Origin of the sequence: Caproiciproducens sp. CPB-2 (assembly GCF_036287215.1) — a bacterium.
Taxonomy (GTDB): Bacteria; Bacillota; Clostridia; order Oscillospirales; family Acutalibacteraceae; genus Caproiciproducens.
This window is the reverse complement of record NZ_CP142860.1, coordinates 1,444,930-1,460,858: the sequence shown is the minus strand read 5'-3', so window position 1 is coordinate 1,460,858 and position 15,929 is coordinate 1,444,930. Positions and strand designations below refer to the sequence as shown.

Annotated in this window: 14 protein-coding genes; all 14 read right to left on the bottom strand. The window is 55.6% G+C overall.

Annotated features, from left to right (window positions below; genetic code table 11):
- Positions 1–2,223, bottom strand: coding sequence for a ComEC/Rec2 family competence protein (locus tag VXK30_RS07215; RefSeq protein ID WP_275714115.1), 2,223 nt, complete (start codon positions 2,221–2,223; stop codon positions 1–3).
- A 27-nt stretch (positions 2,224–2,250) separates the two neighbouring features.
- On the bottom strand, positions 2,251–2,790 hold the full coding sequence (locus VXK30_RS07210) for a phosphoribosyltransferase family protein (RefSeq protein ID WP_275714112.1): 540 nt from the start codon (positions 2,788–2,790) through the stop codon (positions 2,251–2,253).
- A 39-nt stretch (positions 2,791–2,829) separates the two neighbouring features.
- Positions 2,830–3,168 (bottom strand): histidine triad nucleotide-binding protein, encoded by a 339-nt coding sequence (locus VXK30_RS07205; protein WP_275714110.1) that lies wholly within the window; start codon positions 3,166–3,168, stop codon positions 2,830–2,832.
- 46 nt (positions 3,169–3,214) lie between these two features.
- A complete protein-coding gene (gene alaS, locus VXK30_RS07200) occupies positions 3,215–5,845 on the bottom strand; it encodes an alanine--tRNA ligase (protein WP_275714109.1) in 2,631 nt (876 codons plus the stop codon).
- A 370-nt stretch (positions 5,846–6,215) separates the two neighbouring features.
- Positions 6,216–7,817, bottom strand: coding sequence for a peptidoglycan D,D-transpeptidase FtsI family protein (locus tag VXK30_RS07195; protein ID WP_275714107.1), 1,602 nt, complete (start codon positions 7,815–7,817; stop codon positions 6,216–6,218).
- 91 nt (positions 7,818–7,908) lie between these two features.
- Positions 7,909–9,132, bottom strand: coding sequence for a peptidase U32 family protein (locus tag VXK30_RS07190; protein ID WP_275714105.1), 1,224 nt, complete (start codon positions 9,130–9,132; stop codon positions 7,909–7,911).
- Between the two features lie 20 nt (positions 9,133–9,152).
- Positions 9,153–10,466 carry an endolytic transglycosylase MltG gene (mltG, locus tag VXK30_RS07185; protein WP_275714103.1) on the bottom strand — a complete coding sequence of 438 codons (1,314 nt, stop codon included), beginning with the start codon at positions 10,464–10,466 and terminating at the stop codon, positions 9,153–9,155.
- Positions 10,467–10,504: 38 nt separating this feature from the next.
- Positions 10,505–11,101 (bottom strand): 5-formyltetrahydrofolate cyclo-ligase, encoded by a 597-nt coding sequence (locus VXK30_RS07180; RefSeq protein ID WP_275714101.1) that lies wholly within the window; start codon positions 11,099–11,101, stop codon positions 10,505–10,507.
- Positions 11,092–11,631: a DJ-1 family glyoxalase III gene (locus VXK30_RS07175; protein WP_275714099.1), complete on the bottom strand. Its 540-nt coding sequence runs from the start codon at positions 11,629–11,631 to the stop codon at positions 11,092–11,094. Before VXK30_RS07175 ends, VXK30_RS07180 begins: the two co-directional genes overlap by 10 nt.
- A gap of 16 nt (positions 11,632–11,647) precedes the next feature.
- Entirely contained in the window at positions 11,648–12,532 is an 885-nt protein-coding gene (locus tag VXK30_RS07170; protein WP_275714097.1) for a GNAT family N-acetyltransferase, read from the bottom strand.
- Positions 12,533–12,569: 37 nt separating this feature from the next.
- Positions 12,570–13,235, bottom strand: coding sequence for a dTMP kinase (locus VXK30_RS07165; RefSeq protein WP_275714095.1), 666 nt, complete (start codon positions 13,233–13,235; stop codon positions 12,570–12,572).
- Positions 13,235–14,005, bottom strand: coding sequence for an FAD-dependent thymidylate synthase (gene thyX, locus VXK30_RS07160; protein WP_275714093.1), 771 nt, complete (start codon positions 14,003–14,005; stop codon positions 13,235–13,237). The genes VXK30_RS07165 and thyX overlap by 1 nt, the downstream gene beginning before the upstream one ends.
- Positions 14,006–14,154: 149 nt before the next feature.
- Positions 14,155–14,787: a DUF47 domain-containing protein gene (locus tag VXK30_RS07155; RefSeq protein WP_275714091.1), complete on the bottom strand. Its 633-nt coding sequence runs from the start codon at positions 14,785–14,787 to the stop codon at positions 14,155–14,157.
- A gap of 70 nt (positions 14,788–14,857) precedes the next feature.
- A complete protein-coding gene (locus VXK30_RS07150; RefSeq protein WP_275714089.1) occupies positions 14,858–15,859 on the bottom strand; it encodes an inorganic phosphate transporter in 1,002 nt (333 codons plus the stop codon).
- Between the last annotated feature and the right edge of the window lie 70 nt (positions 15,860–15,929).

Below are 15,929 nucleotides of genomic sequence, written 5' to 3'. Positions count from 1 at the left end.
TTACTCCCTCCTTAATTGTAAAGTCCCGTCGTCCTTGATCTGCAGTACAATATTCCCGGCGCCGCCCGTCACAATCGGGCTCAGCTTTTTTATCTGTGAAACGTTTCCTCCCATCGTTTCCCCATCCGCAGAAAAGATGGTAAACAGGGGATGAAACAGGTCTGCGTTTTTCGGAACGGAATCCGCCGCCACAAAATCGGAGGCAAGCCATTTCTCCGGCAGGCCGTCAAGGTTTGCCCCGGCGGGGCAAACCAGAACCGACACGCCGCCGCACGTAATCCGCGCCGCGGAAGCGGTGCCGTCAAACCGCGTCTGCACCTGCGTATTCTTCCACAATTTCGTGTCGGCAGAAAGATCGTATGGAGCCACGCTCCCCGTTTGCGGAACCGCTTTTCGGATAAACGTATCGATCATCCCGTCTTTTTGGATCACAAGCCTGTCCGGCGTAAACGCATTCATCAGCTCCGCGGCGTTTTTTGCTTCCTCCGCCGTCAGGGTCAGCGGCTGAAGGACGTCCAGCCCCGTTACCCCCTGGCTGCGCAGATAGCTGCCGATGGTTTCGGAGCGAAAGCCTCCGCAGCCGATCACCGCCGCGCGGCCGTTGCGCGTAAGAACGACGGACCCGGCGCCGTCCAGAACGGCAAGGCGCGTCACGTTGCGCATGGAGAGCTGATAGGAAAAAATACCTGTCAGAAGCAAAATCAGCGAAAGCAGCGCGGTGACCCGAAACAGCTTCCGGCTTTTCATCATCAGGACGGTCGCGGCAGTCAAAAGAAGCGTACCGGAGAGCCAGAGCGTCACAAAGCCGTAGGACGCCGAAACAGAGGCGAACGGAGTTTGCGCGAGCCAGTGCGCGCAGGCAAGCATATATTTCGCCAGCAGCCCCGAAACCAGCGCAAACGGCATGGCGAGGAAGGACTGTGGGGCGATCAGATTGATCACGGCGGCAATGGCCGCAAAATTCATCATCAGCGTGGAAGGGACCAGCTCCAGAAGGTTGGCGACCGGCGCGGCGAGCGAAACGCTTTGAAAGGAAAGGATGACGATCGGCAGCGTAAAGAGCACCGCCCATACGGTGGTCCCCAGAATCCCGTTGACCCCGCGCACAAGGGGACCGATCTTCTTTATTTTATCATATTTCCGGTTCAAATAGCCAGCCGTCTGTCCGGAAAATAAAATCAGCCCCAGTGTTGCGGAAAACGAGAGCAGCAAGCCCACGTCCGCGGCGGCGTACGGGTTCGACCAGCCGATCAGCAGCACGGAAATGCTCAGGGAATTCAACGAATCCGGATGACGGGACAAAAGCATGCCCGAAAGGTAAATCAGACACATCACCCCGCTGCGCGTAACGGACGGGACAAAGCAGGTAACCGCCATAAAGCAGACCACGCCGACACCGGCCAAAGCCGCCGCGGGCTTCTTCGGCACCCTGAAAAACAGAAGCAGCATCAGGATCAGCTCGGCCATCGTCGTCATGTGCAGCCCGGAAACGGATAAGATATGGGAGACGCCGATAGCACGGAAATCGGCGGTCACCTGTGGGGAAAGGCTGGTCTGATCGCCGAAAAGGACCCCGTTGACCAGCCTGGCCTCACTGGGAGGCAGCATGGAGCGGACGGATTTCAGCAGCGCGGACCGAAGCTTCAGCGCGTAATAGTACGGCGGCTTTCGCGCAGGGGGACTCACCCGCACGCTTTCATATTCATAAAGGTAGGAAAACAGGGTGATTCCCTTGGAAGCATAGTAGGAGCGCGAGGAATAGCCCTCCCCGCCCGAAGGCAGGAACAGATGCACCTTCCCTTGGATATGGGAATACGGCTCCACATTCAGAGCGCCCTGTGACGAAATCCGTATTTTCAGCGGCCTGGGGGCGTCTTTCAGGGAGATGTCGTTGACTTCCACAATATAATAAAACCGGTTGTACGCCTGATAGGGAAGCTCGCAGACAGTACCGTCGATCACCGCGTCCCGGCCGGCAAGCAGCTCCGCCGGTTCCACCTGGGACTGATGAACCGCGTAAAAGCTGCCGAACGCCAGCGTCACCGCAAGCAGTGCGGCGGGAAACACGCCAACAGCACGCGTTTTCGGCGCCAGCGCGGTAATCAGGAACCCCGCCAGAGAGGCACAGGCAAGAACCAGCGATAACTCCGGGCCAAAATAAACGGCGGCCGCCAGTGTCAGCAGATAACAAAAACCCACCAGCACAAGCGGCCGCTTCATCATAACTCCCCCGAAATAAAAATGTCCGGATTATTTAAAAAACAACGGCAGAGGCTCCAGATAAATAATATCGTCCCTGTCCTTGGCGTCGCCCTCGGCGAGCACGCAGGCGCGGCCGACAATATTGCCGCCGAACTGCCTGACAAGGTCCTCCATCGCAGCAAGGGATTCCCCCGTGCTGATCACGTCGTCCACAATCAGGACGCGCTTGCCGTTCAGTCCCTTATAATCGTCTTCCGCAAGATAAAGCTTCTGCACATGATCCGTGGTGATGGATTTCACCTCTACGTGAATGGGGTTGCGCATGTATGCTTTTACGCTTTTGCGCGCGACAATATAACGGCGGCAGCCCTGACGGGCCATTTCATAGCAGAGCGGGATCCCCTTCGTTTCCGCCGTGACGACGACATCATGCTCCGGGCATTTCTTGAGAAGCGCGGCCGCCGTTTTTTCCGTGATCTCCACGTCGCCGAGCATCACAAAGCCCGCGATGTCGAGCGTGTCGCTGATCGGACAAATCGGCAATTCGCGCTTGCAGCCCGCAATTGTCATCTTGTAATATTCACCCATTATTATTCGACCTTTCCGATTGAAATCAAACGCTGTTTATCAGCCCGGAGGCCACTTCATGGAACGGCCCCCAAGCAGGTGGAAATGCAGGTGCGGCACGCTCTGGCCGCCGTCCTTCCCCACATTGCTGACAACACGAAACCCTTTTTCCAGATTGTTTTCTTTTGCGAGCTTTGCCGCCACTTCAAAAATATGGGCGACAATCGCGCTGTTTTCCTCCGTGATATCTTCCACAGACTGAATATGTTCTTTTGGAATCATCAGAATATGCACGGGCGCCTGGGGATCCAGATCGTAAAACGCCAGCACACGGTCATCCTCATATGCCTTTTTACTGGGAATTTCGCCGTTCGCTATTTTACAAAACACGCAGTCCACACCGAGACCTCCTTTGTTCTAACAATGCAACGCTATTATTATAGTATCATTTGAGCATATTGGCAACAATTTTCTCAACTTCCGCCAGAGCGCCGTCCAGCTTTGACAAATCCTTCGCACCGGCCATGGCACTGTCCGCCCTGCCGCCGCCGTTGCCGCCCGCAAGCTGTGCGACCGCGCGCACAATCTGACCGGCGTTGACGCCCTTCGCCAGTGCTTCCTTAGCGACGCACGCGGCGATGTTGGCCTTTCCGTCCCGGGTTCCGGCAAACACGGCAACCATGTCCGGGGCATGGTCACGCGCTTTGTCGCAGAGGGCGCGCAGCGCGTCCGGCTCCGTTCCGGGGAACACGGCGGTGATGACCTGAACGCCGCCCACCTGCTTTGCGCCGGCAATCAGGCTGTCGATCTGAATTCCCGCCAGCCTGGAGTTGAGCGCCTCTATGGTCCTGTCCTTTTCCTTCAGCTCTGCGGAAAGCTGGGCTGCTTTCTGCACCAGCTCGGAGGAATTGTTCAGCTTCAATGCGGCTGCCGCCTCGTCGATCTCGCCGATGGTACGGTTCAGCAAATCGAGCATGCCCGTGCCGGTAACGCCCTCGATCCGGCGCACGCCGGCGGCGACGGAGCTTTCCGACAGGATTTTAAACAGGCCGATTTTCGCGGTGTTGTCCATATGGGTACCGCCGCAGAATTCACGGCTGAAATCGCCGACGGTGACGACGCGGACGATATCGCCGTATTTTTCGCCGAACAGGGCCATCGCGCCCAGCTTCTTTGCCTCTTCGATCGGCATTTCACGGCACTCCACGTTTGTTCCGCTCAAAATCACCTGATTGACAAGCTGTTCGACCTTTTTTAGCTCTTCCTTCGTCAGAGCGGAAAAATGCGTAAAGTCGAAGCGGACATGCTTTTCATTGACAAGCTGTCCGGCCTGCTCCACGTGGTCGCCCAGCACCCTGCGCAGCGCGGCCTGAAGCAGATGCGCGGTCGTGTGGTTGCGCATAATTGCGAGGCGTCTTTCCCGGTCCACAGAAGCTTTGACTTCTTCATCGACGCTGATCTGCCCGGCCGTCACAACGGCGTGATGCAGATAATTTTTCGCGTGGTTCTTGGTGGTATTTCTGACCTCCAGCATCGCGTCGGCGGACTCGACGGAACCGGTATCGCCGACCTGACCGCCGCTTTCCGCGTAGAAAGCGGTCCTATCGAGCACCAGGGTGATTTCGTCGCCCGCGGTTGCGGATTGTACGCGTTCGCCGCCGCGGATAATCGCAAGGACCTTTGCCACGGTCTCCATCTGCCCATAGCCGAGAAATCTGGTTTCCGGAATATTTTCGAGCAGGTCGCTTTCGCCTTCCCAGGCGTCCGCTCCGGCGTTCTTTCTCGCGGCCCGCGCGCGTTCGCGCTGCTCCCGCATCAGGTGCTGAAACTCCTCTTCATCAACGGTCATGCCGCGCTCCGCTAAAATTTCCTTTGTCAGGTCGATCGGGAAGCCGTAGGTATCGTTGAGGCGGAACGCGTCCGCGCCGGAAAAGACCTTGTTGCCGCTGTTGTCGATATAGCCGCCCAGAAGCTGAAGCCCCTGATCGATCGTTTTTGCAAAGCTTTCTTCCTCCACGCCGATGAGCTTTGTGATCATGGCGCGTTTTTCATCCAGTTCGGGATATGCGTTTTTATTCTCGTCAATGACCGTCTGCGCAACCTCCGCAAGGAACGTGCGGCTGATCCCGAGCAGGCGCCCGTGGCGCGCGGCACGGCGCAGCAGGCGGCGCAGGACGTAGCCGCGGCCCTCGTTGGACGGCATGACGCCGTCGCCGATCATAAAGGTGGTGCTGCGGATATGGTCGGTGATGACCCGCAGGGAAATGTCCTTTTTCGGGTCGTCGCCGTATTTGACGCCGGAAATGCGGCAGATATGCTTCATGATGTTCTGGACGGTATCGACAAGGAACAGGTTGTCCACGCCCTGCATGATGCAGGCAAGGCGCTCCAGCCCCATGCCGGTGTCGATATTCGGATGCTCCATCGGCGGGTAGTTGCCCTTGCCGTCGCTGTTGAACTGGGAGAACACCACGTTCCAGAATTCGACGTAGCGGTCGCAGTCGCAGCCTACGCCGCAGGTCGGCGAGCCGCAGCCGTACTGTTCGCCACGGTCAAAATAGATTTCGGAGCAGGGGCCGCAGGGGCCGGAGCCGTGCTCCCAGAAATTGTCCTCTTTTCCCAGGCGGACAATGTGCAACGGGTCGACGCCGACTTCCTTCGTCCAGATTTCAAACGCTTCGTCGTCATCGGTATAAATGGTGACCCAAAGCTTATCCACCGGCATTTCGAGCACTTTGGTGCAGAATTCCCACGCCCACGCGGTGGCCTCATGCTTAAAATAATCGCCGAAGGAAAAATTGCCCAGCATCTCAAAATAGGTGCCGTGCCGGGCGGTGATGCCGACGCGCTCAATGTCCGGCGTACGGATGCATTTCTGGCAGGTCGTCACTCTTTTGCGCGGGGGAGTCACCTCTCCGGTAAAATATTTTTTCATCGGCGCCATGCCGGAATTAATCAGCAAAAGGCTGTTGTCGTCCTTGGGAATCAGCGAAAAGCTCTGCAGGCGCAGATGCCCCTTCGATTCAAAAAACGACAGATACTTTTCACGCAGTTCATTTAACCCTGTCCATTCCATTGCAATAACTCCATTCCGCCTGTCAGGCAAAAATAATTGACTTTGAAATTGCGGCGCGCCGCAAAAAAATAGACTTCACCGTCCACAATGGGACGGAGAAATCCGTGGTACCACCCAAATTGCGCCTGAGCGCCGCTTGAACCCCCTTAACGCGGGGAAAACGCCGCGGTTCTTCACCGCGGGGCTGCGGGTTGGCTTCGGTGACGGCAGCCGCGGAAATCTTTCAGCCGTGAATTTCCTCTCTTTTGCAGTGCCCGGCACCTTCGTACCCTTCATCGCCCTTATTGCTGTGCCGGGGTTCCCGGCACTATTCATTTTATTTCATCCTGATTATAAACTGAATCCCGCGGCTTGTCAATATAGTTGTCGGTTATTGACCGATTTTATCGGCCAGCGCGTCGGCAATCTGCTTGAAGACCGGTCCGCAGGTCGCGCCGCCGCCGGTGCCGTCCTCCGCAAACACCGTGATCACGTACTTCGGATTTTCATACGGATAGAACCCGGAAAACCAGGATTCCACCGCCTCCACCCCGTTCACATACCGTCCCGTCTGGGCGGTCGCGGTTTTCGCGCCCGCCCCGCCCTTGGCCGGTTTGCCTTTTTTGCTGGTTCCCGTCTCAATGGATTCCTTCATAAAATCCCGGAGCAGGTCCACCGTGTTCTGTGAAATCACCTGAGTGCTTTCCTGTGCGGGCGCTTTCGCCGTGTATTTCAGATTTTCATCCACAAGACCCTCGTACAGGTAGGGCTGGGTATACTCCCCGTTGCTTGCGATCGCGTTCACCATTGCCGCAATCTGCAGAGGCGTGGCGGTCAGATCCCCCTGCCCGAACGAAAAGTTCGCCAAAGCCCTCGGGATATTGAGGCTTTTTAAGGTGGGAAGATTGCCCGAAGCCGACGAGACGCCCGGCGCGATCTCAAAGGAACGGCCAAAGCCCATGCTCTGTGCCATCAGCAGGAACTGGGCCTGGGGCACCTGCTTCATGAGACTGATGAAATAGGTGTTGCAGGACTGCGCGATCGCCGATTTCATATTTTCGGCGCCATGGCTCTCTCCGTTAAAGCAATGGAAAATGCCGCCGTCCACGTCGATCGAGCCGGTGCAGGTGTACTGGGTGTCCGGTGAAATGCCGTATTCCAAAGCCGCGGAGGCGGAAACGAGCTTGAATACGGAACCCACGTTATACGCGGAAAGGCAGCGGTTGACGAGCGGAGAGCCCTCCGCTTTCAGCGCCGTCGCGATGTTGTTCGGTGAAAAGTCGGGCAGGCTGACCATCGCGCGGATTTTGCACGACGGCACCTCCGTAACGATCACCGCGCCCTTGGTCAGATATTTCCCGGCGGCTTCTTCGGCGATTTCCTGAATATTCTTATCGATTGTCAGCACGACCCCGCTGTTGTGCAGGTACGAGGAATCGCTGATTTTTTTGTCCTCTCCCGCCAGCACGCGGTTGACGGCGTCCACCTTATAGGTGACGGAAATCTGCCCCTGATTCTGCGTCAGCTGCTTGTTGAACGCTTTTTCTATCCCGGCGGCGCCCGCACCGGAGCCGTCCAGATAGCCTATGATGTGAACGGCGGGCTGTTTGTCGGCATACCTTTTCTCAACGGGAAATACGTCGATCCCGTTTGCGGTAATGCTTTTCGGCAGCTTCAGGGCAAACGGCTTGCCCGCGGTCAGGGATGGATAAACACTCTCCAGCTCCTTTTCCGTCAGCACCTTGCTGAGCGCCGCCGCCCCCTCCACGCTCGGCGCAATGGCGGCGGCGTACTCCGTATCCGCGCCCGTCAAAGAGACTTTATTGCAGTCGTAAATGGTCCCTCTTGTTTTTGCCACAACCAGCTTGTAACTGCTCTGGTTGTCGGCGGTCGCGGCAAGCTGGGCGCCGTCCGACACCGTGTACAGGCTTAAAACGCAGAGAAACAGACAAAGCATAAATACACCGAAAAAAGCGGCTGTTCTTTTTTCCATAAAAACACTCCCCCATACTGGTTAGGATTCCCAATATGGAGGAGCTTTAATCATGATTTTCCCTGCCAATGCATGGAATCGATACGATAGGTTAGGTTCTTGCCTTGCGCAGGATTGCGCCCTTTTTTATGGGCCGGTCGGTTTTCAGAAATACGGTCATCGTGGCGTGGGGCGCCGAATCGATCGGGTTCCAGTCCCCGTCATATAATTCGTTCAGCGGAAGCAGGAACGGACGGTTTCCCGCCTCCAGCACGTCGGCGGTATCGCCTTTGAAAAAGCGGTTGCGCTGGGAAAGCGCCGCCACGCCGTTTTCATAGCTTTCACAGACGGCAATGACATCGTATTCCCGCACATAGCCGCCGTTTCCGTACACCTGCCCCGGTTCGGTCCCGAAGTAGAAGCCGGTGCTGTACTCGCGGTGGCTGATCTTGTTCAGCTCCTCCATGATCCATGGGGAGACCTTTTTTTCCGGGTCCGCGCAATATTCGTCAATGGCGTTCCGGTAGGCGTTGGTCGTCACCGAAACATAGTACGCGGACTTTGCCCTGCCCTCTATTTTCAGGCTTGTCACGCCGGTTTTCAGAATTTCCGGAATATACTCGACCATGCATAAATCTTTTGAATTCAGGATATAGGCGCCGTGGCCGTCCTCGGAAACCGGCATGTACTGGCCCGGGCGCTTGGCTTCCATCAGCGCGTATTCCCAGCGGCATGGCTGCGCGCAGTCGCCGCGGTTCGCGTCGCGCCCGGTCAGATAACTGGACAACAGGCAGCGGCCGGAAAACGAAACGCACATAGCGCCGTGCACAAAAACCTCCAGTTCAAGCTCCCGGGGCGTTTTGGCGCGGATTTCCGCAATTTCCCCGAGGCTCAGCTCGCGCGCCAGCACAACGCGGGAAGCGCCCAGACCGTATAGCTCGCGGGCGCTGACGTAGTTCGCGACGCCGGCCTGTGTGGACATGTGGATATCCACCTTCGGAGCGTATTTCTTCGCCATCGCCATCACCCCGAAATCCGCGATGATCAGCGCGTCCACCCCGGCTTCCTGCGCAAACCGCAGAAATTCCGGCAGACGCGAGAGTTCGTCGTTGTGCGGCACGGTGTTGCAGGTCAGATAGACCTTGACGTTTTTTCCGTGCGCGTATCGCACCGCCTGAACCAGTTCTTCGTTTGTAAAATTGGACGGCGCCGTGCGCATGCCGAACTCCTGTCCCGCCAGATAAACCGCGTCGGCGCCAAAGCTGATTGCCGCGCCGAGCCGTTCCCTGTCACCCACAGGGGAAAGCAGCTCAACGCGTTGATTCGTATCCGTCAATTTCTGTCCTCCAAAGCCTTCTATTTCAGTCCCGCCTTTTTCAGATTCGCTTCATGCTGCGCATTGGTTGCAGCATAATACGCTTTTCCGTCTTTATCATGGCAAAAGTAATAATATTTGGTGCTTGCGGGATTTAAGGCCGCGTCGATCGCATCCGCGCCCGGGTTGCAGATCGGCCCCGCGGGCAGGCCCTTGATGGTATAAGTATCGTATTTGCTCTTATAGGTTTCGCGTATATTGGACGGTACGGCCGCCTTGGTACGGTACGGATAATAGGTGGTCGGGTCCGAACGCAGGCGAAGCAGGTCGCCCTCTCCGCCGCTGTTCAGGCGGTTGTGGAAAACGGAGGAAATTTTGTACATATCGTCTTTGTCCGCCGCTTCCGCCTGGATCATGGAAGCCAGCGTCATCAGCTGGTCAATCGTCATATTCTCTGCCGCCGCCTTATTGCGGATCTGCTTGGTCAGCTTCTTGCTGCAGTTGCTGATCAGCTTTTCGACCGCCTGCTCGGGGTCCTCGTCCTTATAAAATTCATAGGTGTCCGGGAAAAGGTAGCCCTCAAGCTTGTAGTAGCGGTCCGGCTCGTTTGTGATTGCCTGAAGCATTTCATAGCTTTTATCAAAGGCGTCGGAATTTACGACGGAAAGCATATCCTTGGAAGAGCAGACTCCGTTTTTCTCCATCAGGTCCGCAATTTCAAGGATGTTGGCGCCCTCTTTGAAGGTGATTTTAACGGTATCCACACGGTTCATATTAGACTGAAGGTTATTGATAATGGCTTCATAGTCCATATTGGTATCGATCTTATAGCTGCCGTTGCTGTAATGGCCGTCCGCTTTCGTCAGCTTGGAATAAACCTGAAAGAAACCCGTGTCGCGGATAATGCCGGCGCTGTTCAGAACTTCCGCAACCTGCCTGGTAGAGGCGTTCTTCGGTATTTCGACCGTCACGCTCACCTTTTCCTTGCCGATTGCAAGCATATCGTTGATTCCCGTAATCAGAAACTGCGAAAAAAGGATGGAAGCAAACAGAACCATAATGATCCAGATGAACCGGAAAAAGCCCTTGTTTTTTCTGCCCTTTTCCTTGTTGCGGAGCTGGTGCGCCCTTTCTGCTTTGATTTCCGCTTCATCCTGCATGGACTTTGCCCTCTGCGCCTCGCGCGGGTCGCTGTAGCTGCTGATGACGCTGTTGGCCCCGGCGTCGTCCGTACCGCGCAGATCGGAAGAAAGGTCCGTACCCGGCGTATCGCCTAAATCCTCATCGGGAATATTCAGCTTAAAGCTTTCCACCTTTTTCTGGTGGTACTCGTTAAGGTCCCTGTCGTCGTTCATGGATACGTCCTCCTGTTTTGAACATCAGGATGGCCACTTCAGTTTTTCTGATTTGCCATTCTCCGGATGTATTTCTCTGTAATCAGAATGTCGACCGGCTTGTCGTAGTAGCCGTGGGGCAGATTCCACTGGACACAGCCGGAATAGCAGATTCCGACGGTGGTCCCGCCGAACTCCGCCAGAAAGCGGTCGTAATACCCCTTGCCGTAACCGAGGCGGTACCCCTGCGCGTCAAAGCTGAGTCCCGGCACAATGCAGAAACCCCGGGAAAAATCGGTCACCCTGCGGCACTTCGATACGATCGGTTCCAGCACGCCGAAGCTGCCTTTTTCCAGATCGTCAAGAGAGGTGATATAAAAGAATTCCATATCGTAGGTGTCCGGAACGCAGCGCGGCGCGGCGACCAGCTTGTGATTGGCCAGCGCGGCCTTGATCAGGGCAATCGTGTCCACCTCGATCGACTTGCTGACATACGTAAAGACCGTGTCCGCCAGCGCGTATTCCCGCAGCGCGAGCAGCCTGCTCTGGATCGTGGAATCCAGGCTGATTTTCCGGTCCTCACCCAGCTTTTCGCGGAACTGGCGGTAGCGCGCGCGCAGATTCATCTTGATTTCCCGGATATTTCTTACATACATTGCATCGACTTCCTAAGCATCTTTGATTTTTCAGCGCCGAACAGCACTTCCACAATTTGAAGCGCAAATTCGACGGCGACGCCCGCGCCCCTCGCCGTGACGATCTTTCCGCTGACGCAGACCGGTCCGGAGGACACGGTTTTTGCGTGCAGCTCCTGCTCATAGCCCGGGAAACAGGTCGCCGTATGTTCTTTCAGCAGATTCATATGGCCAAGGATGGAGGGGGCCGCGCAGATCGCGCAGAGATATCGGTCGTTTTCCGCGCAGTAACGGATGACGGCTTTCACAATCGGGGATTTTTCAAGATTGAGCGTTCCCGGCATTCCGCCCGGCAGCACCACCATATCCAGCCCGTCCGTCACCGCTTCCTTTTCCTCTATGTCGGCGGTCACTTCGATTCGATGCGACCCGGTGATTTTTTTGCCGCCGACGCCGACCGTAACTACGTCGCAGCCGGCGCGCCTTAAAACATCGACGGTCGCCAGCGCTTCGATTTCCTCAAATCCATTTGCCAGAAAAAGATAAATCATTTTCACACCTCCAAAATTAATCCAGCGGCAGTCCGAGATACGGCGCGGCCGAAGCCTGACGCAGCGGGTCCAAAGCAGCCCCTCCGAGGGGCTTCAGCATTCCGAAATCGGATATTTCCCCCCGCTTTCCCAAAAGGGTCTCCCAGACGGGCAGACGGAACGTATACCGTTCGGCCGGCAAGCCGCTGATAATGTTCGCCGCAAGATCGCGGATGGTATCGCCGTCCGCCATCAGTTCCAGAACCGTACAGGCGTCGGAATCCGTCCGGCGGCACAGGGCGTACGCGAATTTTTCACCGGTGCGGGAGCAGATCATTCTGTCTCCGTAGATTCTGCCCATTCCGGCGGCAAAGGCAAACGCTTCGTCGCTCCAAAGCACGGAACCGGTTCTCCCCGCCAGCTTTTCCCGGCGGAGCCCGTTCATCTGGCCATACGTCAGAAGGGCTCTGGCAGAAATCCCCGAATCGGCCAGAGAGCACATTTCCTCCAGCGACAGGGAAACGGTACCGACCTGAAAGAATTTCGTATAGTCGGACTTTTCATAAAGGCCGTACAGCCCCGGTTCGGCGGGAAGCACCGCGGAATACTGATCCCCCCGGTTAGCCCCCACCAGCGCGGCCGCGGCCAGAAGCGCCGCCATACAGCCGTGCCCGCGGTACTGCGGCAAAGTAGCCGCCGCATAAATATAGTGCGCCTGTACGGCCGCCGGGCCGGCAAGAATCCGGGCGGGCAGCAGATAAACGACGGACGCGGTTTTCTCCCCCATTTTATAAACCAGACAGTTTTCGGGCTTATAATAATTATTGAGGAAATATTTTGCCGGACGCACCGGCTCGTGGAAACAGCTTGCCCAGATTTCGGCAAGCTCGCCGCGCATTTCCCAATCAGCAAAGCAAATCATACCAAACCGTCCTTCTTTTTCGCAGGGAAGCCGCGGGCTACAGCACGCCCACCGCAATCTCCAAGACTTCGCCGTGAATCTGTTCAACCGTTTTCAGCCTCCCGCTGTCCGCGCACTGAACCGTTTTCCAGTTCAGCCTCCGCACCGCGTAGTCCGCGCTGGTGCGGCATGCGCGCAGGTACTCCGCGTTGCTTTCGTGGATATCCTTCTTCTCTTCGTTTCCATGGTACCTGCCGCTCAAAAGCTTCTGCGAAACCTCCAGAGGCATATTGAGGTAAATGGTCAGATCGGGGCGGGGCAGCCCCAGCTTGTCGTATTCATAATCCTGCACCCACTCCACAAAACCGGGCCACTGTTCCCGCGGCAGCTTGGAAAGCTGAAACACGATGTTGGAGGTGGTGTACCGGTCGGCAATAATCAGGGAACCGTTACGGTAATCCTGCCGCCAGTGTTTTTGGTAGCTCGCATAACGGTCGACCGCGTAAAACGAGGAAGCGGCGTACGCGTTCACATCGTCGGGATCGGCGCCGAATTCCCCGTTCAGGTACATCCTGGCCAGAACGGAGGACGGCTCGTTATAGTCCGGAAAGGAAACGCGGCGCAGACGCACGCCCCGCCCGGCCAGCGCTTTGCAGAGCAGTTCGGTCTGCGTTGCCTTTCCGCTGCCGTCCAGGCCCTCCATGGTAATTAATTTTCCGCTCATCAGTTTTCCCCTATTCCATTAAAAAACTCGCGCACCTCGTTGATTTTGCCGCAGGACATTTTGCCCTCCGGGCATGCACCGCGCAAACAGGGCGGCCCGCAGTGCCTGAAAAGGTGCGGCGCCACGCCGCGGACCAGCCGCAGCATCTCCACCGCGACGGCTCGGATTTCCCACTGGGCGCGGTTGCAGCAGCGGTGGGAAAAGAAATTATACAGCGAGCGGGCGTTCATCGTGCACACCATCTTGGTGTCGCAGGCGTTGGGCAGGACAAACCGCGCGTCCTCAATCGCCTGCTTCTGCGCGGCGCGCTCGGCGGACTTTTCATCCTTTCCGGCGTCCGTCAGCGTTTTTTTATGCTTCTCCTTTAAAAGGGACGTCAGCTTTTCGTAGTGTTTTTGGTCCTCCTTCATGGCCAGAAGGAACTCCGCCTTCGCTTCGGGGATCGCCTCGATCTCCGGCGGAATCACGTATTCAAAACAGGCTTCCGTCACGTAGCGCTGGCTCTGCACGCTGTAGGAAGCGATGCGGTGGCGGGTCATCTGCGCCAGGAAGGAACGGGAGACCCCTTCGATCCCAAAGGTGAAGGACGCGTGCTCAATCGGGCTTTCATGCCCGATTTCGGCCAGCATGTCCACAAAGGACGCGACCTTTTCGCCGGTGAGTCCTTCCGATATCTCTTCTATGGAAGCAGGCGAATAACAGAGCTTTGCCGCCTGCGCAACTGTTTTTTCCGGTTCGGGAGTATAAGCAATCAAAGTAACCTTTGCCATGAAAAATCCCCTTTTACACAATGATGTCATGATTAAGAGTATTATAGCAAACTATTGGTTGCGGTTCAATATGCAACTTTCCCACCCTTTTTGCCGGAAAAATAAAAAGCCCACCCGTCAGAAAGGTGAGCTTCAAAAAGGCAATGAACTCAGGTGTTGGAAATAATAATCTGTTCTACAATGTCGGCGACGTCTTCACAGTAATCCAGCGAATTCTCCATGGTATTGTAAAGATTCTGGAGCCGGATCACATCGATCATTTCCATTTTGTTTGCCGGATCGAACAGTTCTCTCATTGCTTCGCTGAAAATAGCGTCTCCCTCTTCTTCCAGATGGTTAACATAAACAGACATTTGCTTAATGCTCTTCAGATTTTTCTTAAACTGTTTAAAGTCGGCCATTAAAGTACAAAGGCCTTCGCAGCTTTTGACGATCAGATCCACCAGCTTGACGGTCGTTTCATTCGCCTCGGAAATATGCATCATATAAATCTGATTCCCGATATCGTCGATGCTGTCCGTAATCGACTCGATCGCGCGGACCATATCCATCATATCCGAACGGTCGATCGGCGTGATAAAAGCGTCCGCAATGAGGTTGGAGCAGTAATGAACGTGCTTGTCCCCGTCATGTTCAAGCTCTTTCAGCAGGGTGATTTCTTTTTTGTCGATCCTTCCATCCGTAAACGAGGTCTGAAGCACTTTTGCGGCCTGACAGGAAATACCGATTCCCTTTTCAAACAAGGAGAAATAGTCCGGCCCTTTAGCAAAAAAATTACTCATGATAGTTTCCCTTACCCTTCACATACACAGATTCTTTCCTATATACATATTCTATACCGTCTACACCATTCTAAAAGATCAGTATAAACAGTTTGGTCATCGCATAACCAAGAATCAGGCAGGCAGGGAAGGTCAGTACCCACGCCATTACCATTTCTTTGGCAATTCCCCAGTTTACGTCGGAAAAACGCCTTGCCGCGCCCGCGCCCATCATGGCGGTGCCTTTCGTGTTGGTGGTGGAAAGGGGAATTCCGGAGCACACGGTCGTAACCAGCATACACAGAGACGCCACGATTTCAGCGGAAAATCCCTGATACTTTTCCAGTTTGACCATATCGATCCCCATGGTCTTGATGATGCGGTACCCGCCGACGGAGGTGCCGACCGCCATCACAAGCGAGCACAGCAGCATAATCCAGATATCGATATGTACCGTTGCCGGAACAGGCTGATTGTTTGCAAGAAGAATCACAAGCACAAAAACGCCCATAAATTTCTGACCGTCCTGTGCGCCGTGGCTCGTAGCCATTAAAGCGGCGGAAGCGATCTGTCCCAAAGAAAAAAAGCGGTTCGCTTTGGCTCGTTTCATCCTGCAAAATAAAAAGCCGATCACCTTGGTGACGACATAGGCCGCAAAAAAACCGACAATCGTCGAGATGACGATTCCCCACAGCACCTTTTGAAACTCGGCCAGCTTAAAGGCGGAAAAGCCGTTGTAGGCGATTCCCGAACCCATCAGCCCGGCAATCAGCGCGTGGCTTTCGCTCGTGGGGATTCCGAACTTCCAGGCCGACACCGACCATATTACTATGGAAAGCTGAGCGGCGCAAATGGCGATCAAAGGGTTGGAGCCGGTTCCGACATTGACGAGATTGGCAATGGTGCTGGCAACAGCCGTACCGAAGCACATGATGCCCACCAGATTAAAAGCCGTGGCCATTAAAACGGCCGCCCGCGGGGAAAGCACCCGGGTCGAAACAACAGTGGCGATTGCATTCGGCGCGTCCGTCCAGCCGTTGACAAAGATGGAAGCGCACACAAGGAGAAGTGCTACTATGAGCGCAAGTGACATGAAATTAACCTCATTTCGTCCTGTCGAGGGATGAATTCTTAGCTTCGATTAACATCTTACATTTATTTAA

Excerpts from the sequence above, each read along its gene's own strand:
- VXK30_RS07215 (WP_275714115.1), bottom strand. The coding sequence starts at position 2,223 with ATGATGAAGCGGCCGCTTGTGCTGGTGGGTTTTTGTTATCTGCTGACA.
- VXK30_RS07210 (WP_275714112.1), bottom strand. The coding sequence starts at position 2,790 with ATGGGTGAATATTACAAGATGACAATTGCGGGCTGCAAGCGCGAATTG.
- alaS (WP_275714109.1), bottom strand. The coding sequence starts at position 5,845 with ATGGAATGGACAGGGTTAAATGAACTGCGTGAAAAGTATCTGTCGTTT.
- VXK30_RS07195 (WP_275714107.1), bottom strand. The coding sequence starts at position 7,817 with ATGGAAAAAAGAACAGCCGCTTTTTTCGGTGTATTTATGCTTTGTCTG.
- mltG (WP_275714103.1), bottom strand. The coding sequence starts at position 10,466 with ATGAACGACGACAGGGACCTTAACGAGTACCACCAGAAAAAGGTGGAA.
- VXK30_RS07180 (WP_275714101.1), bottom strand. The coding sequence starts at position 11,101 with ATGTATGTAAGAAATATCCGGGAAATCAAGATGAATCTGCGCGCGCGC.
- VXK30_RS07175 (WP_275714099.1), bottom strand. The coding sequence starts at position 11,631 with ATGATTTATCTTTTTCTGGCAAATGGATTTGAGGAAATCGAAGCGCTG.
- VXK30_RS07170 (WP_275714097.1), bottom strand. The coding sequence starts at position 12,532 with ATGATTTGCTTTGCTGATTGGGAAATGCGCGGCGAGCTTGCCGAAATC.
- VXK30_RS07165 (WP_275714095.1), bottom strand. The coding sequence starts at position 13,235 with ATGAGCGGAAAATTAATTACCATGGAGGGCCTGGACGGCAGCGGAAAG.
- thyX (WP_275714093.1), bottom strand. The coding sequence starts at position 14,005 with ATGGCAAAGGTTACTTTGATTGCTTATACTCCCGAACCGGAAAAAACA.
- VXK30_RS07155 (WP_275714091.1), bottom strand. The coding sequence starts at position 14,787 with ATGAGTAATTTTTTTGCTAAAGGGCCGGACTATTTCTCCTTGTTTGAA.
- VXK30_RS07150 (WP_275714089.1), bottom strand. The coding sequence starts at position 15,859 with ATGTCACTTGCGCTCATAGTAGCACTTCTCCTTGTGTGCGCTTCCATC.